The sequence below is a fragment of the Nocardia sp. NPDC050435 genome (assembly GCF_040655395.1).
In the GTDB taxonomy this organism is placed as follows: domain Bacteria; phylum Actinomycetota; class Actinomycetes; order Mycobacteriales; family Mycobacteriaceae; genus Nocardia.
This window is the reverse complement of the sequence record NZ_JBFAJW010000006.1, coordinates 173,892-197,612: the sequence shown is the minus strand read 5'-3', so window position 1 is coordinate 197,612 and position 23,721 is coordinate 173,892. Positions and strand designations below refer to the sequence as shown.

Sequence of the window (23,721 nt, the reverse complement as noted above, 5' to 3'; positions counted from 1 at the left end):
GCACGCGATGAACGCCAAGGGCGTGCTGTGGCTCGCCATGGGCCTGGTCGTCGGTCTGATGGCCCTGGTGCTCGTGGTGGTGCTGCCCGCGGTGGAGGACCCGTGCGAGGGCACCCCCGTGGTGGGCGCCTCGCAGACTGCGCTGCCGCCGCTGGGCGGCTGGGCCCCGGGTGACCCGCGCGCGAGCGGAGCACCGCCCGACCCGGGTGCTACCTCGGTGAATCCCAGTGCGGCGCAGGCGAATCCGACCGTGACCGGCACCCCCTCGCTGGCCGCGGGCGTCGGCCCGATCAACCGGACCATGCCGCTGGCCGCGGGTACCTTCACCGTCTCCGACACCTTCGGTTCGCGCGGCGGCGACCACAAGGGTGTCGACATGGCGGCCGCCGACGGCACCCCGATCTTCTCGGTCTCCGACGGCAAGGTCGTCGCGGCCGGCTCGGCGTCCGGTTTCGGCAACTGGATCGTCGTCGACTCGATCGACACCAACGGCCGCGGCTACTCCGCGGTGTACGGGCACATGTGGGATTACGGCGTGCTGGTGCGCACCGGCGACAGCGTGCGCGCGGGCCAGCAGATCGGCCTGGTCGGTTCGGCCGGCGAATCCAGCGGCCCGCACCTGCACTTCGAGATCGTGCCCGGCGGCCGGTTCACCGGCGGTCGCCAGATCGACCCGCTGCCCTGGTTGGACGGCGCGCCGACCCCGGATCTGGGTGGCGCGCAGTGGTATTCCGCCGATCCGCGGTGCAGCCGCGGCTTCGGCACCCAGGGCGGCGCGCTGGCCGACGGCAAGGTGCCCGCCGAACTGGAGATCTGGTATCGGCGCGCGGGGTCGCTGTGCCCCGAGATCACGCCGTCGCTGCTGGCCGCGCAGGCCAAGCAGGAGTCGGGGTTCCGTCGCGGCCTGACCTCCCCGGCCGGTGCGCAGGGCCTGGCGCAGTTCCTGCCCGGCACCGCCGCCTCCATCAATCCCGACGACGGGCAGCCGTATGTGATCGACGCGGATGGCAACGGCGTGGCAAGCGTGTGGGACGACGGCGACGCGATCATCGGCCAGGGCCGCTACATGTGCGCCATCGCGGGCAAGGTGAGCCGGTGGATCACCGAGGGCCGGGTGCAGGGTGAGGTCACCGCGCTCACCCTGGCCGCCTACAACGCCGGCGAGGGCGCGGTGCTGGCCTCCGGCGGCATGCCGAATCAGTATGCGGCCCATCTGTCCGAGACCCAGCCCTACGTGCGCAACATCCTGGCGATGGAACCGCAGTACCGCTCGCCGGGCGCGCAAGGCCGCTTCACACCCGGTGAGGAGGCGGGCGGCGCGCAGATCGTGGAGGCCGCGCACGACTGGCTCGGCACGCCCTACGTCTGGGGCGGCGGCGGACCGCAGGGCCCCAGCGGGGGCGGCTTGGACGCGCCCGGCCTGACCGCGGCCGCCGTGTTCGCGGCCTCCGCGGGCACGGTCACCCTGGCGCGCACCGTCGAACAGCAGTGGGAGACAGGGACGGAGGTGTCGATGAGCAAGGTGCAGCCCGGCGATCTGGTGTTCAGTTCCTTCGGCCCGCGCGGCCCCGCCGACGTCGGGATCTACTCCGGTACCGGGACGATGATCCAGTCGGTGCCCGGCGCGGGCGTCCGCGAGGTCCCGGTGCCCGGCGACGCGCGCGCGAGGCGGGTGCTGTGAAACACGCCGGGACGCGAGTTGGGCACGGACCCGCACAGGGCCGGTCCGGACGGTTAGCCTGGAAGTACAGGAGTTCTGTGTCCGACAAACCGATCGCATTCGCTGGCGGCCGCACGGCAGGCCGCTCGAACAGGTCCACGAAACTGGTGGTGGTGCTGGTGGCAAGCGTGGCGGTGCTCGGCGCGGGATGCGCCCGGGACAGGGACGCGAATTCCGATGCGTCCCAGTCCGCCACGTCCACCACCCGCCTGCTCGAGAACGTCCCCGCGCCGGACCCGGTGACGCCCGACGGCGTCGCGGTGGCGGCGCTGAAGGAGATCTTCACCTGGCAGCCGGCCACCGAGTTGCCGGGCGCGTCGCTGGAGCGTGCCCGGAAATGGCTGGGTCCCAGCCTGATCCGGGTGCTCGACGCGCAACCCGCGCTGACCACGGTCACCACGGCTCCGGCCACGACCACCCGGGCGACGGGCGTCGGCCCGTTCGCGACCACCGTCGCACCGACCAGTAGCGCCGCCCCGAGCAGCACGGTGGCCGCCCCGCAGAACACGGCGCCGAAAGTGACGCTGCAGTGGGCCGACTGGGCCCGGGCCAAGGCGACGGTGCAGGCCTTCACCTTCGCGTCGGGGGAGAAGCCGCCGGCCGGCGCGGACCCGAACACCGAGCAGTACAAGATCGGCATCGAGCAGACGGTGCTGTATCCGAACGGGCGCAAGGAAGCGCTACCCCCCAGCACCGTGATCGCCACGGTGGTGCGCACCCCGGCGGGCTGGCGTCTGGACGCATACCGCTGACGCACAAGGGTTTTCAACCCCGCGCGTCATGGCAGAAAGGATCGAGGAGGCACGACATGGCGAAGAAAAAGAAGGTGACGGACCCGGCCGCGGTCGGTCCCGATCACGCCCTCATCCTCACCTACGTCGGCCTCGGCCTGCTGGGCGTGCTGTGGGTCGCGCTGCACCTGGGCAACGCGCTGGCGGTAGTCCGCCAGGACGTCCCGGTCAATCCGATCACGATCGTGGTCGAACTGGTGCGGGGGCAGCTCAGCTGGCCCAAGCCGGCGACGGTCATCGTCGTCGTGGTCGCGGGCATGATCGGCCTTTTCCTGCTCTTCCGCAAGAACCGCGCCAAGCGCGCGACCAAAGGCAAACTGGCCGTGGACGACAAGGCCGGCCACATGGGCAACGGCGGCGCGATCGCCTCGCTCACCGAGGCCGGCGTGCGGGAGAAGGCCGAGCAGCTCGGCATGAAGCTGGGTTTCAAGGACGCCCCGGGCGTGCCGATCGGCGTCGGCGTCGCCGACGGGATCATGCTCTACGGCTCCTACGAGGACCTGCACCTCGACATCTGGGGTCCGCGCCAGGGCAAGTCGACCTCGCGCGTGATCCCGGCGATCCTGTCGGCCATCGGCCCGGTGCTCACCACCTCCAACAAGCGCGACGTCGTCGACGCGACTCGCGATGTGCGCGAGGCCAAGGGCAGCCCCACCTTCGTCTTCGACCCGCAGGGCGTCGCCGACGAGGACCCGACCTGGTACTGGAATCCGCTGGACTGGGTGGACGCGCGCCGCGAGGGCTGTGAGATGCGCGCCCAGCGCCTGGCCGGGCACTTCGCCGACGCCGACAACGGCACCGACAGCTCGAAATCGGACGTCTTCTTCGACCCCGAGGCCGAGGATCTGCTGGCCGGGCTGTTCCTGGCGGCGGCGGTCGCGCGCCGGCCCATCGTGCAGGTCTGGGACTGGGTCACCAACCCGGGCGACCACGAACCCATCGAGCTGCTGCGCGCGGCCAGCCACGACTACACGGCCTCCGGCCTGGCCATGCAGTACAACGCCGATCCACGCACGCGCAGTGGCATTTTCGGCACCGCGAAGAAGATGATCCGCTGCCTGCAGCTGTCCAACGTGCACCCGTGGGTGCTGCCCGGCGGCGACCGCCGCCAGTTCGACGAACTGGAGTTCGTGGAGCGCAACGGCACCCTCTACAGCCTCTCGCTGGAGGGCCGCGGCTCGGCCGCCCCGCTGGTCAGCGCCTTGACCGAAGCGGTGGTCGACGTCGCGATGCGCAAGGCGTCCCGCTCGCCCGGCGGCCGGCTGCCGATCCCGCTGCTCGCGGTGCTCGACGAGGCCGCGAACGTGGTGCGCTGGAAGGATCTGCCCAAGCAGTACAGCCACTTCGGTTCCCGCGGCATCGTGGTGATGACGGTGCTGCAATCCTGGGCGCAGGGCGCGCGCTGCTGGGGTGACGCCGGGATGCTGGCCCTGTGGTCGGCGGCCAACATCAAGGTGCTCGGCAGCGGCGTGGACGACATGAACTTCCTGCGCGACCGTTCCGAGGCCATCGGCGAATACGAGTCCATCTCCTCCTCGGTCTCGGAATCCAAAGGCGGCAAGAGTTATTCGCGATCGCTCGGCGCGTCCAAGACGTTCACCGTGCACGGGCTGACCACCCTGCCGAAGGGGCGCGCGATCGTGTTCACCTCCGGGCAGCCGGCGGTGCTGGTTCGCACGGTTCCGTGGTGGGAAGGCGACTACGCTACTGAGGTCAAGTCTTCGATCGCGCGCCACGATCCGACCCGCAAGACCACGATTTCCGACCTGATCGGCTCGCCCAAGCTGACCAAAGTCGTTCCGCCCCAAGACTCCGGGCAAGTAGAGGAGGTTCGCCCGCTGTGACCGAACAGCAGCAACAACCGATGATCTACACCAATGTCGTGGAGTTCGTCGAGAATTACCTGAGCCTGGTGTACCGGCGTCAGGTAACCGACATCAGCGAGACGGTGTGGTGCCCGGAGTGGTGGAAACACGCCGAGGCGGTGGCCCGGCTGGACGCGCTGTGGCGGGCCTGGGAGCACTACCGGCTCGAGCCCAGCACCGGCCTGAGCATCTGGTTCCTCGACCACGCCGACCCGCACATGACCAAGCTGTTCGATCCACGCGGCCCGTTCAAGTACTGCTCGGTCCGCAACGGCCACAAAGACATGCTGAGTCCCCTACCGCTGAAGTCCCCGGCGCAGGGCATGTTCGGCGATCCGACGATCGGCGACTTCCGGATGTGAGGCCCCGCGCAAAGCAGAACGCCCGCTGTTCGCAGCGGGCGTTCGTTTTTTCGGTGCCGTGGCGCTACTGTCGCACGCGCTCCAGGCCGCGGGCTTCCTGCTCCCGGCCCCGGGCGGCGACCGCCCTGGCTTCCTCGTTACGGGCCCGTACGGCCTCTTCCGGCGGCGTGGCCTGCCCTACCTCGATGAGCATCCGGACCGCGGCGAGCTCCGGCGCCACGCCGAGGCGGGCGAGGTGCGCCGCGATGGCCTGGCGGCGTTCCTGGGAGTCGTAGCGGACCAGGGGTTGCTTGGCGGCGCTGGCATTGGCCGCCATGCGCGTGGCCTCGGCCTGTGCGGAGAAACGATCCTTCTCCAGCGAAATGCCCTTGGCGGGCACGGCTTTCTCGACCATGCGTGCGAGCTCGAGGTTGCGCGGATCCTTGGCTTTGGAATCGCGCGCCTCGCGGATCTGGAGCTCCCGGGCCTCTTTGACCCGGGCTTCGGTGACCTTGACGCGAGCTTCGGCTTCTTTTTGACCACGCTCGCGGGTGCGCAGTGCGACGAGGGTCGCAAGCTGCAACATTGTCCTCATCATGGCCGCGGTCTCCCGGCCGATGTCGTCCAGTTCCTCGGACATGGCTGCTCCCCGATGCTGCAGTGATCACTATGGATGGTGTGGTGCTTCGTCCGGACATCGCCACGCGAACTGTAACCCGCTGAGCGATGTCCCGCCTGCAAACGTGGACACCCAGAGGACTCGTGTCGTGGCTTCCCGGGGGATCTCCCTCAGGTATTTAGGGATGGCTACGCTACGTGTACTCCTTGGTTCGAGATTACCCGAGAAACGCCTGCACCAATCGTACGGACGTGCCGGATCAAGCATATAACGCACAATTCCGTCACGCATCGGGAAGTTCAGGAGGAAATCAGGTTTAAGGGCACCCTTGCCGGATGATTAGGTGTGCCTTGCCTTTTGGGGTCCTACCTGGGGATACAGTGCGGGCCCGGTACCTGTGAGGTACCGGGCCCGAAGTCAATCCCGCTGATCGGAGTGTCGCTGATCAGTTATCCAGGAGGACGGACTTGATCTCCACCGGAGTGAGCGGCTTGCCGTCGCCGGGGCCGTTCGAGTCGTCGCTGCCGGCCGCGGCGATCTTGTCCAGGGTGGCCAGGCTGTTCTCGTCCACCGAACCGAAGATGGTGTACTGCGGCGGCAGCTGCGAATCGCCGTAGACCACGAAGAACTGGCTGCCGTTGGTGCCCGGCCCGGCGTTGGCCATGGCGAGCACGCCGCGCTTGTAGTCGACCGGCGACTGAGCGTTCGGATCGTTCGCCGCGTACTGATCGGTCGGGTACTCGTTCGCGAACTGGTAACCGGGGCCGCCCATTCCGTCGGCCTTCGGGTCGCCGCACTGCAGCACCTTCAGACCCTCGCCGGTGGTCATCCGGTGGCAGGAGGTGTTGTCGAAGTAGTTCTGCTTGGCCAGGCTGACGAAGCTGTTCACGGTGCATGGCGACTCGGCGTTGTTCAGCGTCAGGCCGATCGGGCCCGCGCTGGTCTCCATGCTCATGCTGACCTTGGCGTTCACGCCGGTGGTCGGCACCTCGGTCTTCTCCGGCTTCGTCGCGGCCTTGGCCGCGGGCTGCGGGCTGTCGGCGTAGGTGCAGTTGACCAGGTCGGCCTTGGGCTTGGCGGCCGGCGGCGCGGCCGCGGTCAGCGAGGCGTCCGGGGCGGCGGTGTCGTCCTTCTTGTCCTCACCCTTGGTGAGGAAATACACCCCGGTGGCCGCCGCTACCGCGACGACCACGCCGAGTACCGATCCGGCGATGGTCAGTTGCTTGCGCCGGCGCGCCCGTTCGGCGCGATTGGCCAGCTGGCGCTCGAGCTTGCGTTTGGCCGCCGCTCGGCGCTGTTCGTTGGTCGGCACTACCACGTTCCTCCCGTTTTCCGTTCTCTTCGGGGTAAGAGTGTGCCATTCCTTCCTGAGACACCCGTGCACTTCCCTGAGAACCTGCGCGGCGCGCACGGTGAACAACCGGTTGGACTTCGGTGGGCGCGGTGGTGGAAACTTGCCCTCGTGACCAAGACCAGCAGCTTCTCCGCCCCGAAGGGGGTCCCGGATTACGTGCCACCCGGTTCGGCCGAGTTCGTCGCGGTGCGCGACGGTCTCCTCCGCGCCGCCCGACTGGCCGGATACGGGCATATCGAGCTGCCGATCTTCGAGGACACGGGCCTGTTCGCGCGCGGCGTCGGCGAGTCCACCGACGTCGTCTCCAAGGAGATGTACACCTTCGCCGACCGCGGCGACCGCAGCGTCACGCTGCGGCCCGAAGGCACCGCCGGGGTGATGCGTGCGGTCATCGAGCACGGGCTCGATCGCGGCCAGCTGCCGGTGAAGCTCGTCTACTCCGGTCCGTTCTTCCGCTACGAACGCCCGCAGGCCGGCCGCTACCGGCAGCTGCAGCAGGTCGGCGTCGAGGCGATCGGCGTCGACGACCCGGCGCTGGACGCCGAGGTGATCGCCATCGCCGACGCGGGCTACCGCAGCCTGGGGCTGGAAGGCTTCCGCCTGGAGCTCACCTCGCTCGGCGACGACACCTGCCGCCCGCAGTACCGCGAGCTGCTGCAGGAGTTCCTGTTCAAGTTGCCGCTCGACGAGGAGACGCGGCGGCGCGCCGAGATCAACCCGCTGCGCGTGCTAGACGACAAGCGCCCGGAGATGCGGGAGCTGACCGCCGACGCGCCCCTGATGATCGACCACCTCTCCGAGTCCGCCAAGGCGCACTTCGAGCAGGTGCTCGGCTATCTCGACGCGCTGGGCGTGCGGTACGTGGTGAATCCGCGCATGGTGCGCGGCCTGGATTACTACACCAAGACCACCTTCGAGTTCGTGCACGACGGTCTCGGCGCCCAGTCCGGCATCGGCGGCGGCGGCCGCTACGACGGGCTGATGGCCCAGCTCGGCGGTCAGCCGCTGTCCGGCATCGGGTTCGGCCTCGGCGTCGACCGCACGGTGCTGGCGCTGCAGGCCGAGGGCAAGGCGGCCGGCGATCCGGCGCGCTGCGAGGTCTACGGTGTGCCGCTCGGCGACGCCGCCAAGCAGCGCCTGGTGGTCCTGGCCGCCCAGCTGCGGGCCGCGGGCGTGCGGGTCGATCTCGCCTACGGCGGGCGCGGCGTGAAGGGCGCGATGAAGGCCGCCGACAAGTCCGGCGCGAAGGTCACCCTGGTGCTGGGCGACCGCGATCTGGCCGACAACACCATCGGTGTGAAGGACATGGCCACCGGCGAGCAGCGGCAGGTGTCGCTGGACGAGGTCGTCGACGCGGTGCGCGCCGCGCTCTGATCGCCCGCGGACCGCGTGGCGGGTGTTCGCCTGCCTCGCGCCCCCGAGGACTGCGTGGTTGCCTGCCTCGCGCCAGGCCGGTTGCATGCTGCGCGCCCGGCGTCGGTGTGGTTGTCTGCCTCGCGCCCCGGCGTCCGTGCGGTCGTCTGCTTCGCGCCTCGGCGGCGGTGCGGTTGCCTGCCCGCCCGATGGCCCACCAGCGTCGCCCCCGTCACGGAATCGTTGAAGCGCAGCTGATTCCGGGGCTGCGCGGTACCGTGTCTGCGCACCCTGGGGTGCGGTGGTGTCGCGGAGAGGTTTGGGGCAGTGGAGAGCAATGCTGGGGGGCCGGCGGGGGATTCGCGGATCGGGCTCGATCTGGTCGCACCGGAGGTCTACGCGCCGACGCTGCGCCGGCTGGCCCTGATCGCCGCCGGCATCGGGGTGGCGGCCGCGCTGCTGGCGGCGACGGTGGCGAGCTGGCCGGTGGCGCTGGCGATCGGCCTGGCCGTCGGCGCGCCGACCGCCGGGTACGCGCTGGCCTCGCGCCGGCGGCGAATGTGGCTGCACGGGACCACGATCCACGCCCAGCGGGTGCTGGGTGCGCGCACCATCGAGGTCGCCGCCGCCAACGGGGTCGAACTGCTGGTGTTTCCGGGGCGGCTGAGCCGGGTGGTGCTGCGCCTCACCGCGGGCCCGGACACCCAGATCATTCCGCTGGCCATGTACACCGACGCGGGCAGCGGGCGCGAACTGCATCTGCTCGGCCTGCGCAAACTCGCCGACGCGCTCGCCGCGAGCCACTTGGCCGCGGCCGTGGCGGTTTCGGGTGTGCTGGTGCGGCAGTTGCGCGCCGAGGCCCGCGACGCCGCGCTGGGGGAGCGGCCGCTCTATCGGGCGGTGCAGTTCGCCCGCGCCAAGGATCTCGTCTCGCCGATCGTGCTCACGGACAGGGAAGTCGCCGAACTGAACTGACGCAGCGACTGCCGGTATGCACGCGCTGCGAAGTGGCACACGATGCAAACATGCATGGGGTGCGCGGGTTTTCGTGTTTTCCCAGGTCGGCTACCGCCGAGCGGCGGCTAGAGCGTCCACGTTCCCGGATACCCGCTCCAGCAGGCGGATAAGCGTCCGATAGCCCTCGGGGCCGATCCCCTCGAGGAGCGCGGCGCGCTCGGCCTCGACCAACTCCGTCACCGCATGGTATTCCGCCCGGCCCGTTTCGGTCAGGACGTAGCGCCCCTCCGTGTCGGTGCGCAGCCAGCCCCGGGCGAGCAGGGGTGTGAGCTGTGGCGCGACGCTCGGCTCGGAGTCGTCGAGGAAGTGGGCGAGCGCGCGGTCGAGAGCGGGCAGGTCGGCGGGGCCCCGGCCGAGCGTGTTGAGGACCTGCCAGCCGCGGCGCACCAGGCCGCGATCGCGCAGCAGAGCGGCGAAATTCGCCTCCAAGCCGGTGTGAATGTGCATGAGCCAGTAGCCGAGCGGACGGTCGGACATGAGCGTCTCCATAAGCTTGTAAAAGTACATCTATATGTAATTTAGCATGCATATGTAGGATGGCGACCATGAAGCAGGCAGACCCGGCGACCGCGGCGATCGAGCGGGCGATGGTCGCGATTCGGCGCAGTCAGACCCGTCGCACGCTGAACCAGTTCCGGGGGGCCGGGCCGACCATCGATCCCACGGTGTTCGCCGTGCTGGACGCGGTCGCCGAGCGGGACGGGGCCTGCACTGTCGGCGATATCGCCGCCGGGTTGAACGTGGATCAACCCCGGGCCAGCCGCCTGGTGGCGCGCGCGGTGGCCGAGGACCTGCTGGAACGGCGGGCCGACCAGTCCGACGCGCGCCGGGTGCTGCTGCACCTGACCGCCGCCGCGCGCGCCGCGCTCGTGCAGGCACGCGAGCTCCGGCGGGCGTTCTTCGGCCGCGCGATCGCCGACTGGCCCGAGCGTGACCGCACCGAATTCGCCCGTCTGCTGACCCGTTTCGTGGCCGACTTCGACGCCGCCTCCACCCGGTCGCGGGACTGAGCGAAAACCGGACTGTTCCGTAGCTCACGCCTAGCTCGTGGCGGCGGTTCGCGTGGCTAGGGTGGGCAACGAGTGTCCTTCTATCGCAAGGAGTTCGTCGTGAGCAGCGCTGCTACCCGGAAAGCCCCCGTCACCGTCGCCGTCACCGGCGGCGCCGGCCAGATTGCCTATGGTCTGCTGTTCCGGATCGCCTCCGGCGCGATGCTCGGCCCCGACACTCCGGTGCGCTTGCGGCTGTTGGAGATTCCGGCGGCGGTGGCCTCGCTCGAAGGCGTGGCGATGGAACTCGACGACGGCGCCTTCCCGCTGCTGGAGTCCATCGATATCAGCGACGATCCGTGGGTCGGGTTCGACGGCGCGAATGTCGCGGTGCTGGTGGGCGCGCGCCCGCGCACGGCGGGCATGGAGCGCTCGGATCTGCTGGCCGCCAACGGCCCGATCTTCACCGAGCAGGGCCAGGCGATCAACGCCAGCGCCGCCGGTGATGTGAAAGTGCTCGTGGTCGGCAATCCCGCCAACACCAACGCGTTCATCGCGATGAGCAACGCCCCGGATGTGCCGGCCGAGCGATTCACGGCCTTGACCAGGCTCGATCACAATCGCGCGATCGCACAGCTGGCCAAGAAGAGCGCGACGCCCGCCGCCGAGATCGCCCGGGTCGCGATCTGGGGTAATCATTCCGCCACCCAGTACCCGGATCTCACGCACGCCACCATCGCCGGCCGCCCGGCGCTCGAGCTGATCGACGACCAGGCCTGGGTGCGTGACGATTTCATCCCCACGGTGCAGCAGCGCGGCACCGCGATCATCCAGGCGCGCGGCGCGTCCTCGGCGGCCAGCGCGGCCAGCGCGGCGCTGGACCACGTCCACGACTGGGTGCTCGGCACGCCCGCGGGTGCGTGGACGTCGATGGCGGTGCCGTCGGACGGGTCCTACGGCGTCCCGGCCGGATTGATCAGCTCCTTCCCGGTCACCTGCGCCGACGGCGGCTACCGGATCGTGCCGGACCTCGAGATCGACGAGTTCTCGCGGGCCCGCATCGACCTCAGCGTCGCCGAACTCGAAGCCGAACGGGACGCGGTCATCGATCTGGGGTTCGCCAAGCGCGACTGAAACTCGCAGCTACGAAAAGCAGCGCACGGCCACGCGGCCGTGCGCTTTTTCGTTTCCGATCCACCCCTTGACACCACTGCAATTGGAGTACTACATTCACATCACTACGAACGCAGTGGTTCGGATCGAGGCGAAGGAGAACCCATGCGAAACACCACCGAGCAGGCCCAGAACCGCGCGGCCCGGCGCGGCGCGAAGAACGCGGCCGTGCGCAGCATTCAGCCCATTCAGCCCACGGGCCGGTTGAACAACTCCCGGCGGCCTGCGGCCGCGCCCCGGCGCAGCGCCTACTGACCGACACGGCAAAGCGGGTCCCGGCTCCGGCCGGGGCCCGCTTTCGTCTGCGTGAACTACGCCTCGACAGTCCAGGTCTCGGTGCCCGAGAGCAGGGCCTGCAGTGAATCGGGGCCCACCGGCCGGCGTGCCCGCGCCGCCGCGGACTGCCCGCGCACGCCGTCGTCGTAGGTCGGGCGCGTGACCGCGCGGAACACGCCGGTCACGACGTGCCCCAGATCCTGATCGGAGAGCCGCGACAGCGCATAGGCGTACTCCGGATTGTCGGAATACGCGTCGTGCACGATGATCTCGGACTCCGCCGCGTCGGCGGCGGGCACCACCGCGAGGCCGAAACCGTCGCGGACCACCGCGAATTCGCCGTCGGCGCCGAAGCGGACCGGCTGCCCGTGCCGCAGCGGAATCAGCCGGGATTCGGCCTCGCCCTTGCGCAGCACGTCGAAGGAGCCGTCGTTGAAGATCGGGCAGTCCTGCAGGATCTCCACGAACGACGTGCCGCGGTGCTCGACGGCCGCGCGCAGCACCTCGGTGAGACCCGCGCGATCGGAATCCAGGGCCCGGGCGGCGAAGGTGGCCTCGGCGCCCAGGGCGATCGACAGCGTGTTGAACGGATGGTCCACCGACCCCATCGGCGTCGACTTGGTGATCTTGCCCGGCTCCGAGGTCGGCGAGTACTGGCCCTTGGTCAGGCCGTAGATCCGGTTGTTGAACAGCAGAATCGTCATGTTCACGTTGCGCCGCAGCGCGTGCACCAGATGATTGCCGCCGATCGACAGGGCGTCGCCGTCGCCGGTCACCACCCAGACCGACAGATCCGGCCTGGTCACCGCCAGGCCGGTGGCGATGGCGGGCGCGCGGCCGTGGATGGAGTGGACGCCGTAGGCGTCCAGGTAGTACGGGAAGCGGCTGGAGCAGCCGATCCCGGAGACGAACATCAGGTTCTCCCGGCGCACGCCGAGCTCGGCCAGGAAGCCGCGCACCGTCGCCAGGATGACGTAATCGCCGCAGCCCGGGCACCAGCGCACCTCCTGGTCGGAGGTGAAATCCTTGACCTTCTGCGGGCCCGCGGCGAGCGGCACGCCCGCGAGCCCGAGTTCGGTTCCGACAAGCGAGGTTTCGGTGATGGTCATCGGTTGCCCCCGGTCGTGAGATAGGTGGCGCGCGCCCGCGCGGTGAACGCCTTGTCGTGTTCCAGATCCTCGATCGAACCGTCCAGCGCGGCATCGATCACGCCGACGAGTTCCTGCGCGGAGAACGCGGTGCCGGCGATTTTCGTCCAGGGCCGCACGTCCACCAGGTATTTGCCGCGCAGCAGCAGCGCCAGCTGGCCGCCGTTCATCTCCGGCGCGACCACCGTGCGGTAGCGCCGCAGAACCGCGCCCAGGTTGGGCGGCAACGGATTCAGATGCCGCAGATGCGCCTGCGCGACCGGCACGCCGCGCCGGCGGGCCCGCCGGCAGGCTTCGCCGATCGGGCCGTAGGAGCTGCCCCAGCCGATCAGCAGCAGTTCGGCCCGGCCGTCGGGATCGTCGACCTCGAGCTCGGGCACGGCGATGCCGTCGATCTTGGCCTGGCGCAATCGCACCATCAGCTCGTGGTTGGCCGGCTCGTAGGAGATGTTGCCGCTGCCGTCGGCCTTCTCCAAACCGCCGATGCGATGCGCGAGACCGGCCGTGCCCGGCACCGCCAGCGGCCGGGCCAGGGTTTCCGGATCGCGGGCGTAGGGCTGGAAATTCTCGGTGCCCGCCGGCGTGAAACCCGGATCGATCGGCGCCAGCTCGGCCACGTCCGGAATCGACCACGGCTCCGAGCCGTTGGCGATCGCGCCGTCGGACAGCAGCAGCACCGGCGTGCGATAGGTGAGCGCGATCCGCGCCGCCTCCACCGCGGCGGCGAAACAATCGGCGGGGGAGCGCGGTGCGAGCACCGCGACCGGCGACTCGCCGTTGCGGCCGAACAGCGCCTGCAACAGATCCGCCTGCTCGGTCTTGGTCGGCAGCCCGGTGGACGGGCCGCCGCGCTGCACGTCGACCACCACCAGCGGCAGTTCCATCATCACGGCCAGGCCCACGGTCTCGCTCTTGAGCGCCAGGCCCGGCCCCGAGGTCGAGGTGACGCCGAGCGCGCCGCCGATCGACGCGCCCAGCGCCGCGCCGATGCCGGCGATCTCGTCCTCGGCCTGGAAGGTGGTGACGCCGAAGTTCTTGTGCTTGCTCAGCTCGTGCAGGATGTCGGAGGCGGGGGTGATCGGATACGTGCCGAGGAAGACCTCCAGCCCCGAGAGCTGCCCCGCCGTCACCAATCCGTAGGCGAGCGCGGTGTTTCCGGTGATCTGGCGGTAGGTGCCCGGCGGCAGCGTCGCGGGCGCCACCCGATAGGTGGTCGCGAAGGCCTCGGTGGTCTCGCCGTAGTTCCAGCCGGCGCGAAAGGCCAGTACGTTCGCCTCGGCGATCTCCGGCTTCGCGGCGAACTTCTCCCGCAGGAAGCGCTCGGTGCCGCCGATCGGGCGCCCGTACATCCAGGACAGCAGGCCGAGCGCGAACATGTTCTTCGCGCGCTGGGCGTCCTTCTTGCCGACGCCGGCGGGTTCGGTGGCGCCCAGGGTGAGCGAGGTCATCGGCACCTCGTGCACGACGAAATCGGTGAGCGTGCCGTCGGTGCGCGGGTCGGCGGGGTAGCCGACCTTGGCCAGATTGCGCTTGGTGAACTCGTCGGTGTTGACGATGACGGTCGCGCCGCGCGGCAGTTCCTCCAGGTTCGCCTTCAGCGCGGCCGGATTCATCGCGACCAGCACGTCGGGCTGATCGCCGGCGGTGAGGATGTCGTAATCGGCGATCTGGATCTGGAACGAGGAGACCCCGGGCAGTGTGCCCTGCGGTGCGCGGATCTCGGCGGGGAAGTTGGGCTGGGTGGCGAGGTCGTTGCCGAACGCGGCGGCCTCGTGGGTGAAACGGTCGCCGGTGAGCTGCATGCCGTCCCCGGAATCACCGGCGAACCGGATCACGACTTTTTCCAATTTCACTGCGGCGGCATCACTTTGGTCCGCCGGTTGGGTCCACTGCGCCATCGGCCTGTGTCACTTCCTCGTCATCGACGGGTGCCATTGGCCAAAGTACTCCGATCTCGGGAGCAGGCTCAGGCGAACAGGGCCAGCTGCGGATCCGCGGGGTGCTCCGGCTTGGTTTCGGCTGCCGACGGTAGCGCGGTTTCCCTTGTCAGACCGTGTTTTTGCAAAAGCGGATCCAGACGCTCGCGCAACCACGCCGCGTACTCGGGCGTCACATACGCGCCGCGGCCGTAGAGCTGCCGGTAGCGGCGCAGCAGGGCCGGGTGCTCGCGGGCCAGCCACTCCAGGAACCAGCCACGCGTGGCGCCGCGCAGATGCATCGGGAACGCCACCGCGGAGGCGGCCCCCGCCGCGGCGATCGCGCCGAACAACTCGTCCAGGTGGGCCCGGCTGTCGGTGAGATAGGGAATCACCGGCGCCACCATGACATTCACCTCGAACCCGGCGCCGGCCAGCGCCTCGACCATCTCCAATCGCGCACGCGGGGACGGCGTTCCGGGCTCCAGGCCGCGGTGCAGCTCCAGGTCGAAGATCGCGATCGAGACCGCGACCCGGATCGGCACGGCCCGCGCCGCCTGGGTGAGCAAGGGCAGATCCCGGCGCAGCAGCGTGCCCTTGGTCAGGATGGAGAACGGCGTGCCGGACTCGGTGAGCGCGCGAATGATGCCGGGCATCAACCGGTATCGGCCCTCGGCGCGCTGATACGGGTCGGTATTGGTGCCCAGCGCCACCGGCTCCCGATGCCAGGAACGCCGGCCCAGTTCCTTGCGCAGCACCGCGGCGATGTTCGTCTTCACCACGATCTGCGCGTCGAAATCCCGGCCGGCGTCCAGATCCAGATATTCGTGCGTGGGGCGGGCGAAGCAGTACCGGCACGCGTGCGAACAGCCGCGCATCGGGTTGATCGTCCAGTTGAACGGCAGATTCGACGCCTCGGGCGTCTTGTTCAGCGCGCTCTTGCAGAGCACCTCGTGGAAGGTGATGCCGTCGAATTCGGGGGTCTGCACGGTGCGCACGAACCCGGCCCGGTCGAGACCGGGCAGTGCGCCGTCGTCGGCGTCCAGGGATTGGTTCTGCCACCGCACCCCCTCAGTCGAACATGTGTTCTATCGAGTGTCAAGCGATGCGGCGGGTGGCCTGCGGTTCGAAGGCGGACGGATCGTTGAAGAAAGCGACCAGGTCGCGCACCGTCTCCTCGGTGGAACGCGGCTGGTAGCCGAGCTCGGCGGTGGCCTTGGAGTGATCGACGATCGGAGCCGAGACGATCGCCCCCAGCGCCGCCTTGGACAGCACCTCGCTACCGATCAGCTTGCCGATCGGTTCCAGCACCGGCATGGCCCCGGAGACCAGCTTGGCGGGGATGGTGAAGCGCGGGCCCTTCTTGCCGTTGAAGTTCGCCGACATCTTGCACAGGTCCATGGTGGTCACCATTTCGCTGCCGAGCAGATAGTTTTCGCCGGTGCGGCCCTGGCCGGCGGCCAGGGTCAGGCCGTGGGCGACGTCGCGCACGTCGACCATGTCGAAGCCGCCGCTGATCATCGCCGGCACCCGGCCCGCGGCGGCGTCCTTGAGCGTGCGGTTGACCCGCGAGAGCGGGGTGCAGTAATCGGCCGGGCCGAAAACGCCGGTGGGATTGCAGATCACCGCGTCCAGGCCCTTGTCGATGACCTTGCGCAGTTCGACCTCGCCCTGCCACTTGGAGCGGTCGTAGACCGGGAGCGCGGGATCGGTGGAGCGGACGGTGGACTCGTCGATGCTGCCGCCGCAGGTGTACTGGTTGAACGCGTGGATGGAGCTGGTGTGCACCATGCGCCGCGCGCCGACCGCGAGCGCGGCCTCGGCCACCACGCGCACGCCCTCGGTGTTCACTTTCCAGGCGAGATCGTTCTTCTCCGACAGCGTGATCACCGCGACCAGGTGATACACCAGTTCGCTGCCGTCGAGGGCCTCGCGCATCGAGGCCGGGTCGAGCACATTGCCCGAGACCCAGGTGACGCGCGGGTCGGGGTTTTCGGGGGCGACCCGATCGATGGCGGTGACCTCGTGGCCCGCCTCGGTGAGCAAGGGGAGCAGGTTACTGCCAAGGTAGCCGGCTGCGCCGGTCACTGCGACCTTCATGTGATCGAGAATATAGAACTTGTTCTAATTTGCAACACGTTCCAGTTCTGCGTCCGGACACCTGTATCGGCTCGAAAACCGGACACGTTCTCGGCTATATTGAGCGCCAACCATAGCGGCCGGTTCGAACGCTAGGTGGCGAAACACAGTGATGTCACAAACAACTTGGGGGGTGCCAACTTGTCGAATCTCGCGGTAGATACCGACGCGGTCCGGATGTTCGGTGTGCAGAACGCGAACATCGCGGCGCAGATCTTCGGCGTGGCGAATGTCGATTCGGCGGGCAGCGTCGCCGCCATGGTCCCGGTCTTCGGCGTGATCGGCGCCGACTTCCTCATGAGCTTCGCCGCGGCCCAGGTGCTGCAGGCCAAGGACATGAACGAACTGGGGGCCAAGTACAGCGAGCTGGCGGCGAACGCGCAGACCGCGGCCAACGAATACCTCGCCCAGGACGGCAGCAACGCGGTCAACCTGGCCGTGCAGAACAACAAGATCTGAGGCGGGGGAATAGATGAAGCCGATCGACAGCGGCAATACCGGCGTGATCGCGCCGCAGGACATCCCGGCCTCGGAGTCGCTGCAGCACGCCGCGGCCACCCCGCACGAGCCCGCGATCGCCGCCGCGCAGACCGCGCAGCAGGGCATCCCGGATGTCTCGCTCGGGCAGTGGCCCGCCGAGGTGGCCGAACCCGAGTCGCCCGCGCTGGTTTTCGCGCGCAAGCTCGCCGAGGAACAGCAGAACACCGGCACCATGCCGGCCGGTCTCGGTCTCGGCGGCCTGACGGGGCAACCGATCTCGGACACGCCCGACCTGTCCGGCGCCGTGCCGACGGATGTGTCCAGCCTGCTCAGCGGTGCGCACGGCACCATCACCGCGGCCGCGCAGCAGGCGCAGGTCGCCGCCAGCAGCGCTCTCACGCAAGCGAACGGCGCGCTCACCTCCGGTGATCTGGCCAAGCAGGTCGCTCAGGTCGCCGACACCTCGGGGCTGTCCGCGGTGATCAACGATCCGGCCAAGGCGGTGGATTCGCTCCTCAACGGCGTCTCGCTGCCCGCGCTGCCCGGCGTCGACCAGCTGATCAGCCCGATTCTGGAGTTGCTCAGCAGCTTCGGCTCCGGTGTGCTCGGCTCCTTCGACCCGACGGCGATCATGAGCAGCGCGTCCTCGGTGATCGAATCCGCGATGGAGGTGGGCCAGGGCGCCATCACCAGCGTCCAGGAACTGTGGGAGGGCAAGGCTTCCGAGCAGGCCACCAACGCCGCCCAGCAGGCCAACGTCCAGGGCACCGAGACCAGCCAGCGCGGCTTCGACATCTCCGATCTGACCCAGAAGGCCGCGGCCGTGGTGCAGACGGGCAACGCCCAGTTGTCGGGTATCGCGACGTCGTTCGCCTCGCAGGCGGTCGCGATGGCTCCGGTCATCCTGACCCCGCCCGGCCAGGCCGCGCTGGTGGCCTCGGCCACCGAGCATCTCGGCAACGCGGTCTCGGTCGTCAACGCCACCCGCGGTGATCTGTCCGGCAAGACCACCGAGCTGAACGCCATGCTGCAGGGCCTGCTCGGGCAGAGCGGCATGCCCTCGGTGCAGGAGGTCGCGGAGACGGTGGCGAAGAACGTCGCCGAACCGCTGTCGAACACGGCCTCCGAGGCCGCGACGCAGGCGCAGTCCGCGCTGAGCAGCGGTTCGCCGACCTCGACCACCGCGGCCACCACCCCGGCGTCGACCACCAGTCCGACCTCCGCCAACCCGGCCAGCACGGTGCTCGGCACCGGCACGCCGCGCACCTCCACCGGCACCCCGCGCACCTCCACCGGCAACCCGACGAGCGGGAACCCGGCGGCCAAGGGCGTCTCCGGCGTGCCCGGCACGGTCTCGCCGCTGCGCGCGCCCACCGTGCCGACGGGTCTGGGCAGCGGCCTGAACGCGGCGACGTCGCCGGCCAGTGCCGGCAACTCGTTCATGGGTAACCCGGCGGCCGCCGCCAACCGCGGCAACAACGACGACGACGAGCACGATCGCAACGTCACGCCGTACCAGAGCCTGACCGGCAACGACGATCTCACCGGCCCGCTCGGGGAGTCCACGCCCGACGTCATCGGCGCGACGCACTCCGACGAGATGCTCGGCATGGATTACGAGCAGGATCAGTTCTAGACGGTTCGAAGAACGGTGCCCCGCTTCCGAATCCGGAAGCGGGACACCGTTCTTCGCGCGCTATTCGACGACGAACGCGTCCAGCAGGCGGCGGTACAGCGCCGCGAAACGGATCCGCCCGTCCTGCTGCTCGGTCGTCAAACCCTCGGTCGCGCCCGGGGCATACAGGATCAGATGCAGTTCCTTGCCCCGGGTACGCGGCAGGTAGTCGATGATCTGCTTGGCCTCGTCGGTCGTGGTCGGTTCGCCGAAATCGACCTCGGTCAACGACCGGATCTCGGCCTGCGCCGCCTGCAAGACGTCCGGGCGGATGACGCCGTGCAGTTCCTGCGGCGGCACGTCCGGCGGCCGGGCCGGCGCCGCGGCGTCGGGCTTCATGATTGCGCGGCCGTCCGCGTAGACCTGCAGTTCCGGGCGCAGATCGTTGCGGCCGGACCAGCCGTGCGGGATGTTCGTCAGCGTGATTTCCGCCAGGTCCGGCGGGGCGGGTGCGGGGTCGGCCGCGGCCAGACCCGACCCGGCGGTCGTCAACAGAACCAGTGCGAGCAGAACCGACTTCGTCTTGCGCATGAAACCCCTATCCGTGCGAACCGGGTATGCCTGATCAAGCCGAGCGCGCGGGAACCTCGGAGGTTCCCGCGCGTCGCGGTGTCGAACAGTGTGACAGTGAAAAGCGCCCGGTCGCCGCAGGATCAGCGCAGCGCGGGCGGATTGCGCAGATCCGAGGCGCCGAAGGTGTCGCAGCCCTTCAGCTCACCGGACTTGTAACCGGCCAGGAACCAGGCCTGGCGCTCGTCGGAGGAGCCGTGCGTCCACGCCTCCGGATTGACCCGCCCGGTGGCCGCGCGCTGGATCCGGTCGTCGCCGACCGCGGCGGCCGCCGACAGGGCGTCCTTGACGTCCTGGTCGGTCAGCGTCTTCAGGAACGGCTGATCGCCGCCCGGGGCGGGCTGCTTGTCGGCGTAGTGCGCCCAGATCCCGGCGTAGCAGTCGGCCTGCAGTTCGGTGCGCACCGCGCCGGACTCGGGGCCGTTCGGATCGCGCTGCGCGCGGCCGAGATCGCCGAGCATGTTCTGCAGGTGATGGCCGATCTCGTGCGCCACCACGTACTCCTGGGCCAGTGGGCCGGTGCTCGCGCCGAAGCGGGTGGTCAGCTCGTTGAAGAAGGTGACGTCGAAGTAGGCCGTCTGGTCCAGCGGGCAGTAGAACGGACCGACCTCGCTGGTGGCGTTGCCGCAGCCCGTCGCCGTGGCGCCGGAGAACAGCACCACCTGCGGCTTGACGTACTTCTTGCCGCCGGTCTGCTTCGGAAACTCGGTGCCCCACACCGCGTTCAGGCTGGTGGCGGTGGCCGCGACCCGGCAGTCCAGGTATTTGTTGGCGTCCGCGCCGGTCTTGCAGTGCTCGGGGGTGCCCTCGGTGACCGCCGGCGCCTCCTGTGCGCCGTTCAGGCCGCCCAGCACCGAACCCGGATCGCCGCCCAGCAGCAGCACCACCACGGTCAGGAGCAAACCGCCCAGACCGCCGCCCAGCGCCAGCTTGCCGCCCATGCCGGGACCGCCCCCACCGGACCGCACCGCGCCCGGATCGATCTGTGTGCCCTCGTTGAAGGTCATGGATGTCGCTCCTGTAAATCGAGTGGCCGGTCGGGCGCGGTTCGTCGCGATGGAGCTAGCGCGCCTACAGCTTTACATGTGATACCCAGCAATGCGGCGCTCACCGCCACCGTGTCGCGGCCGCTGTGGGCGGCCGCCCTTATTAGGGCTTGGGCCTGCGTCATCGCTACGATGGCTGCGCATCCGCATTCGTCGAAAGGAACACCGTGCTGCGCACCCACTTGGCTGGTTCGCTGCGAAGCGAGCACGCCGGTCAGACCGTCACCCTCACCGGATGGGTGGCCCGGCGGCGTGACCACGGTGGCGTGATCTTCATCGATCTGCGTGATGCGTCCGGTGTCTCGCAGGCCGTCTTCCGCGAGGGCGCGGCGGCCGAGCAGGCGCACAAGCTGCGCGCCGAGTTCTGCGTCCGGGTCACCGGTGTCGTCGAGCAGCGGCCCGACGGCAACGAGAACCCCGAGCTGCCCACCGGCCAGATCGAGGTGAACGTCACCGAGCTGGAGGTGCTCAACGAGAGCGCCCCGCTGCCGTTCCAGCTCGACGAGCAGCCCGGCGAAGAGGCCCGCCTCAAGTACCGCTACCTGGACCTGCGCCGCGAAGGCCCGGCGCACGCCATGCGGCTGCGCTCCAAGGCCAACGCCGCCGCGCGCGAGGTGCTCTCCCGGCACGAGTTCGTCGAGGTGGAGACCCCGACGATGACGCGCTCCACCCCGGAGGGCGCCCGCGACTTCCTGGTGCCCGCCCGCCTGCAGCCGGGCAGCTTCTACGCGCTGCCGCAGAGCCCGCAGCTGTTCAAGCAGCTGCTCATGGTCGGCGGTATCGAGCGCTACTACCAGATCGCGCGCTGCTACCGCGACGAGGATTTCCGCGCCGACCGGCAGCCCGAGTTCACCCAGCTCGACATCGAGATGAGCTTCGTCCGCCAGGACGACGTCATCCTGCTGGCCGAGGAGATCCTGGTCGCGCTGTGGAAGCTGATCGGCCACGACATCACCACCCCGATCCCGCACATGACCTACGCGGAGGCCATGCGGCGCTACGGCTCCGACAAGCCGGACCTGCGCTTCGAGGTCGAGATCACCGAGTGCGCCGAGTACTTCAAGGACACCCCGTTCCGGGTGTTCCAGTCGCCCTACGTCGGCGCGGTCGTCATGCCGGGCGGCGCGAGCCAGCCGCGGCGTCAGCTCGACGCCTGGCAGGAGTGGGCCAAGCAGCGCGGCTCGCGCGGCCTGGCCTACGTGCTGATCGGCGCGGACGGCGAGCTGACCGGTCCGGTCGCCAAGAACCTGTCCGAGGCCGAGCGCGAGGGCCTGGCCAAGCACGTCGGCGCGGAGCCGGGTGACTGCGTCTTCTTCGCGGCCGGCGAGGTCAAGGCGAGCCGGGCGATCCTGGGCGCGGCCCGCGGCGAGATCGCCCGCAAGTGCGGCCTGATCGACGAGAACGCCTGGGCGTTCGTGTGGATCGTGGACGCGCCGATGTTCGAGCCCGCCGCCGACGCCACCGCCAGCGGCGACGTGGCGCTCGGGCACTCGGCCTGGACGGCGGTGCACCACGCGTTCACCTCCCCGAAGCCGGAGTCGGTGGACACCTTCGACACCGACCCGGGCGCGGCGCTGGCCTACGCCTACGACATCGTCTGCAACGGCAACGAGATCGGCGGCGGCTCGATCCGTATCCATCGCCGCGATGTCCAGGAACGCGTGTTCAAGGTGATGGGCATCAGCAACGAGGAGGCGCAGGAGAAGTTCGGCTTCCTGCTCGACGCGTTCGCCTTCGGCGCCCCGCCGCACGGCGGCATCGCCTTCGGCTGGGACCGCATCACCGCCCTGCTGGCCGGTGTCGACTCGATCCGCGACGTCATCGCCTTCCCCAAGAGCGGCGGCGGCGTCGACCCGCTGACCGACGCGCCGGCGCCGATCACCCCGCAGCAGCGCAAGGAAGCCGGGCTGGACTTCAAGCCCGAGGACAAGAAGAAGCCGAAGGACGAGGCCGAGTAGTCCGGCAACTCCGCCCCCGCGCTCGCGAGAGCGCGGGGGCGGAGTCGTTCACGGCTTATCGCGCCGGTGCGACGAGGCCCCCGGTGAGCACGCGGTAGGCGTAGGTCACCGCGATGACGGCGACCGGCGCGGCGAACAGCAGGCCGAAGCCGCACAGCAGCGCGCCCAGGAAGGTGATCACGGCGACCGCCAGGGCCAGCAGCAGCGCCGGACCGACATTGGCGATGACCAGGTTTGCGCTGGATTTGATCGCCTGCACCGGACCCTGATCCTGGTCGATGACGAAGTGCAGGGCGAACATGCACAGGAAGCCGATGATGATTCCGGGCAGCACCAGCAGCGCCAGGCCGAGGAAGGTCGCCGCGAAGGCGATCAGCGAGGTGAGCAGCACGTTGCCGGCATTGCGGAATTGGAAGTAGGAGCTGAAAACCGGTGGGGTGCCGTCGGTTTCGTAGAGCGCGCCGCGCACCATGGCGGCCTGCAGCAGCCACAGCGCCGCCATCACCGCGAGGAACAGCACCATCAGCACCAGGACCGAATTCGGCTCGAAAACCAGGACGAAAATCCAGTACACCAGGTAGATGCCGAAGCCGACCGCCGTAATGCCAAGCCACGGCGCGAGATTCGCGCGGAACCGGTCCAGGCCGTAGCCCAGGGCGGAGCCGACCTCGAGACCGGTGGGTGCACCCTGGGCGGCCGCCTGATAGCCGTAGGTGGGCTGCTTCGGCGGCTGCGGGCCGGGCGGCTGCCCGCCCCCGGGTAAACCGTGTCCGGGCGGTGGCGGGGCATCCTGGGGGGTGTAACCGGGCTGCTGGGCTCCCGGGGGGCCGTATCCGGGTGGCGGTGCGCCCTGGGGCCCGTATCCGGGAGGCGGTGCGCCCTGGGGGCCATAGCCGGGTGGCGGCCCGCCCTGGGGCCCGTATCCGGGTGGTGGCCCGCCCTGCGGCCCGTAGCCCGGCGGCGGTGCACCCTCGGGCCCGTATCCGTGCTGGGGCTGGTAACCCTGCTGCGGTGGAAAGCCTTGCTGCGGTGGGTAACCCTGCTGCCCGAGGTGCGGCGGCGGCTCCACCGGCTCGTTGCCGTACTGCGCCGCGCCCGGCCCGCCGAACTGCGGGTAGCCCGCGGCCCCCGGCAGCTCGTGCTTGCCGTGACCGGCCTGGGGGTGCGGATCGCCACTCCCGGAGTCGGGCGCGTCGCCGGCCGGATCCCGCTGGGGATCGCGGGGGGCGGAAGGCGGTGTGTCGGTCATTCTCGTCGACCTTTCCGGCGCAACTGGTTTGCGGTGTGGCGC

At 69.6% G+C, this 23,721-nt stretch carries 22 protein-coding genes; 12 read left to right on the top strand and 10 right to left on the bottom strand.

Translation table 11 applies throughout. The features are described 5' to 3' along the window. Nucleotides 1-7 precede the first annotated feature (7 nt). The 4 genes from AB0I43_RS20240 (at nt 8) to AB0I43_RS20225 (ending at nt 4,738) form a co-directional block, all read left to right on the top strand. Nucleotides 8-1,681, top strand: a complete 1,674-nt coding sequence (locus tag AB0I43_RS20240; RefSeq protein ID WP_356975743.1) for a peptidoglycan DD-metalloendopeptidase family protein — start codon at nt 8-10, stop codon at nt 1,679-1,681. A 77-nt stretch (nt 1,682-1,758) separates the two neighbouring features. Continuing rightward, nucleotides 1,759-2,472 carry a hypothetical protein gene (locus tag AB0I43_RS20235; protein ID WP_357432500.1) on the top strand — a complete coding sequence of 238 codons (714 nt, stop codon included), beginning with the start codon at nt 1,759-1,761 and terminating at the stop codon, nt 2,470-2,472. Between the two features lie 56 nt (nt 2,473-2,528). Further along, nucleotides 2,529-4,355, top strand: coding sequence for a TraM recognition domain-containing protein (locus tag AB0I43_RS20230; RefSeq protein ID WP_356975746.1), 1,827 nt, complete (start codon nt 2,529-2,531; stop codon nt 4,353-4,355). Next, nucleotides 4,352-4,738, top strand: a complete 387-nt coding sequence (locus tag AB0I43_RS20225; protein ID WP_307869657.1) for a DUF4913 domain-containing protein — start codon at nt 4,352-4,354, stop codon at nt 4,736-4,738. The genes AB0I43_RS20230 and AB0I43_RS20225 overlap by 4 nt, the downstream gene beginning before the upstream one ends. Before the next feature lie 64 nt (nt 4,739-4,802). Here AB0I43_RS20225 and AB0I43_RS20220 read toward each other — a convergent pair whose 3' ends face one another. Both AB0I43_RS20220 and AB0I43_RS20215 read right to left on the bottom strand, forming a co-directional pair. Further along, nucleotides 4,803-5,357: a hypothetical protein gene (locus AB0I43_RS20220; RefSeq protein ID WP_356975749.1), complete on the bottom strand. Its 555-nt coding sequence runs from the start codon at nt 5,355-5,357 to the stop codon at nt 4,803-4,805. Nucleotides 5,358-5,781: 424 nt separating this feature from the next. Beyond that, the gene (locus AB0I43_RS20215) at nt 5,782-6,648 is read right to left on the bottom strand and encodes a peptidylprolyl isomerase (protein WP_356975751.1); all 867 of its coding nucleotides are present in this window, start codon (nt 6,646-6,648) and stop codon (nt 5,782-5,784) included. A gap of 150 nt (nt 6,649-6,798) precedes the next feature. Here AB0I43_RS20215 and hisS point away from each other — a divergent pair, with 150 nt between their 5' ends. After that, nucleotides 6,799-8,064 carry a histidine--tRNA ligase gene (hisS, locus tag AB0I43_RS20210; RefSeq protein ID WP_356975753.1) on the top strand — a complete coding sequence of 422 codons (1,266 nt, stop codon included), beginning with the start codon at nt 6,799-6,801 and terminating at the stop codon, nt 8,062-8,064. Nucleotides 8,065-8,370: 306 nt separating this feature from the next. Continuing rightward, the gene (locus AB0I43_RS20205) at nt 8,371-9,018 is read left to right on the top strand and encodes a hypothetical protein (RefSeq protein ID WP_356975754.1); all 648 of its coding nucleotides are present in this window, start codon (nt 8,371-8,373) and stop codon (nt 9,016-9,018) included. Nucleotides 9,019-9,108: 90 nt separating this feature from the next. On the opposite strand, the gene AB0I43_RS20200 is transcribed toward AB0I43_RS20205, so the two are convergent. After that, nucleotides 9,109-9,537: a MarR family winged helix-turn-helix transcriptional regulator gene (locus AB0I43_RS20200; protein WP_356975756.1), complete on the bottom strand. Its 429-nt coding sequence runs from the start codon at nt 9,535-9,537 to the stop codon at nt 9,109-9,111. Nucleotides 9,538-9,605: 68 nt separating this feature from the next. On the opposite strand from AB0I43_RS20200, the gene AB0I43_RS20195 reads away from it, so the two are divergent. From AB0I43_RS20195 to AB0I43_RS20185, 3 genes are all read left to right on the top strand, one after another. Further along, the gene (locus tag AB0I43_RS20195; RefSeq protein WP_356975758.1) at nt 9,606-10,070 is read left to right on the top strand and encodes a MarR family winged helix-turn-helix transcriptional regulator; all 465 of its coding nucleotides are present in this window, start codon (nt 9,606-9,608) and stop codon (nt 10,068-10,070) included. A gap of 99 nt (nt 10,071-10,169) precedes the next feature. Continuing rightward, the gene (locus AB0I43_RS20190) at nt 10,170-11,183 is read left to right on the top strand and encodes a malate dehydrogenase (protein WP_356975760.1); all 1,014 of its coding nucleotides are present in this window, start codon (nt 10,170-10,172) and stop codon (nt 11,181-11,183) included. Nucleotides 11,184-11,327: 144 nt separating this feature from the next. Next, entirely contained in the window at nt 11,328-11,477 is a 150-nt protein-coding gene (locus tag AB0I43_RS20185) for a hypothetical protein (RefSeq protein WP_356975762.1), read from the top strand. Nucleotides 11,478-11,533: 56 nt separating this feature from the next. On the opposite strand, the gene AB0I43_RS20180 is transcribed toward AB0I43_RS20185, so the two are convergent. The 4 genes from AB0I43_RS20180 to AB0I43_RS20165 all read right to left on the bottom strand — a co-directional run bounded on the left by AB0I43_RS20180 (nt 11,534) and on the right by AB0I43_RS20165 (nt 16,662). Continuing rightward, nucleotides 11,534-12,607 (bottom strand): 2-oxoacid:ferredoxin oxidoreductase subunit beta, encoded by a 1,074-nt coding sequence (locus AB0I43_RS20180; RefSeq protein ID WP_356975764.1) that lies wholly within the window; start codon nt 12,605-12,607, stop codon nt 11,534-11,536. Next, nucleotides 12,604-14,544, bottom strand: coding sequence for a 2-oxoacid:acceptor oxidoreductase subunit alpha (locus AB0I43_RS20175; protein WP_356975766.1), 1,941 nt, complete (start codon nt 14,542-14,544; stop codon nt 12,604-12,606). Before AB0I43_RS20175 ends, AB0I43_RS20180 begins: the two co-directional genes overlap by 4 nt. A gap of 68 nt (nt 14,545-14,612) precedes the next feature. Further along, a complete protein-coding gene (locus tag AB0I43_RS20170) occupies nt 14,613-15,629 on the bottom strand; it encodes an Rv2578c family radical SAM protein (RefSeq protein WP_356975768.1) in 1,017 nt (338 codons plus the stop codon). Nucleotides 15,630-15,660: 31 nt separating this feature from the next. Then, nucleotides 15,661-16,662: an NAD-dependent epimerase/dehydratase family protein gene (locus AB0I43_RS20165; RefSeq protein WP_356975770.1), complete on the bottom strand. Its 1,002-nt coding sequence runs from the start codon at nt 16,660-16,662 to the stop codon at nt 15,661-15,663. 180 nt (nt 16,663-16,842) lie between these two features. Between AB0I43_RS20165 and AB0I43_RS20160 the strand changes: the two genes are divergently transcribed. Both AB0I43_RS20160 and AB0I43_RS20155 read left to right on the top strand, forming a co-directional pair. Beyond that, nucleotides 16,843-17,160, top strand: coding sequence for a type VII secretion target (locus AB0I43_RS20160; protein ID WP_356975772.1), 318 nt, complete (start codon nt 16,843-16,845; stop codon nt 17,158-17,160). A gap of 13 nt (nt 17,161-17,173) precedes the next feature. Beyond that, nucleotides 17,174-18,817, top strand: coding sequence for a hypothetical protein (locus AB0I43_RS20155; protein WP_356975774.1), 1,644 nt, complete (start codon nt 17,174-17,176; stop codon nt 18,815-18,817). A 60-nt stretch (nt 18,818-18,877) separates the two neighbouring features. On the opposite strand, the gene AB0I43_RS20150 is transcribed toward AB0I43_RS20155, so the two are convergent. Further along, on the bottom strand, nt 18,878-19,387 hold the full coding sequence (locus AB0I43_RS20150) for a hypothetical protein (protein ID WP_356975776.1): 510 nt from the start codon (nt 19,385-19,387) through the stop codon (nt 18,878-18,880). Between the two features lie 122 nt (nt 19,388-19,509). Continuing rightward, complete coding sequence (locus tag AB0I43_RS20145) at nt 19,510-20,433, bottom strand: neutral zinc metallopeptidase (RefSeq protein WP_356975778.1); 924 nt, start codon at nt 20,431-20,433, stop codon at nt 19,510-19,512. A gap of 206 nt (nt 20,434-20,639) precedes the next feature. Between AB0I43_RS20145 and aspS the strand changes: the two genes are divergently transcribed. Then, entirely contained in the window at nt 20,640-22,430 is a 1,791-nt protein-coding gene (gene aspS, locus AB0I43_RS20140; RefSeq protein WP_356975780.1) for an aspartate--tRNA ligase, read from the top strand. A 55-nt stretch (nt 22,431-22,485) separates the two neighbouring features. Here the strand turns inward: aspS and AB0I43_RS20135 are convergent, their stop codons facing one another. Next, nucleotides 22,486-23,679: a hypothetical protein gene (locus tag AB0I43_RS20135; protein ID WP_356978238.1), complete on the bottom strand. Its 1,194-nt coding sequence runs from the start codon at nt 23,677-23,679 to the stop codon at nt 22,486-22,488. Between the last annotated feature and the right edge of the window lie 42 nt (nt 23,680-23,721).

Excerpts from the sequence above, each read along its gene's own strand:
- AB0I43_RS20155 (WP_356975774.1), top strand. The coding sequence starts at position 17,174 with ATGAAGCCGATCGACAGCGGCAATACCGGCGTGATCGCGCCGCAGGAC.
- AB0I43_RS20175 (WP_356975766.1), bottom strand. The coding sequence starts at position 14,544 with ATGGCGCAGTGGACCCAACCGGCGGACCAAAGTGATGCCGCCGCAGTG.
- AB0I43_RS20185 (WP_356975762.1), top strand. The coding sequence starts at position 11,328 with ATGCGAAACACCACCGAGCAGGCCCAGAACCGCGCGGCCCGGCGCGGC.
- AB0I43_RS20240 (WP_356975743.1), top strand. The coding sequence starts at position 8 with ATGAACGCCAAGGGCGTGCTGTGGCTCGCCATGGGCCTGGTCGTCGGT.
- AB0I43_RS20165 (WP_356975770.1), bottom strand. The coding sequence starts at position 16,662 with ATGAAGGTCGCAGTGACCGGCGCAGCCGGCTACCTTGGCAGTAACCTG.
- AB0I43_RS20220 (WP_356975749.1), bottom strand. The coding sequence starts at position 5,357 with ATGTCCGAGGAACTGGACGACATCGGCCGGGAGACCGCGGCCATGATG.
- AB0I43_RS20200 (WP_356975756.1), bottom strand. The coding sequence starts at position 9,537 with ATGTCCGACCGTCCGCTCGGCTACTGGCTCATGCACATTCACACCGGC.
- AB0I43_RS20135 (WP_356978238.1), bottom strand. The coding sequence starts at position 23,679 with ATGACCGACACACCGCCTTCCGCCCCCCGCGATCCCCAGCGGGATCCG.
- AB0I43_RS20230 (WP_356975746.1), top strand. The coding sequence starts at position 2,529 with ATGGCGAAGAAAAAGAAGGTGACGGACCCGGCCGCGGTCGGTCCCGAT.
- AB0I43_RS20145 (WP_356975778.1), bottom strand. The coding sequence starts at position 20,433 with ATGACCTTCAACGAGGGCACACAGATCGATCCGGGCGCGGTGCGGTCC.
- AB0I43_RS20180 (WP_356975764.1), bottom strand. The coding sequence starts at position 12,607 with ATGACCATCACCGAAACCTCGCTTGTCGGAACCGAACTCGGGCTCGCG.
- AB0I43_RS20195 (WP_356975758.1), top strand. The coding sequence starts at position 9,606 with ATGAAGCAGGCAGACCCGGCGACCGCGGCGATCGAGCGGGCGATGGTC.
- AB0I43_RS20150 (WP_356975776.1), bottom strand. The coding sequence starts at position 19,387 with ATGCGCAAGACGAAGTCGGTTCTGCTCGCACTGGTTCTGTTGACGACC.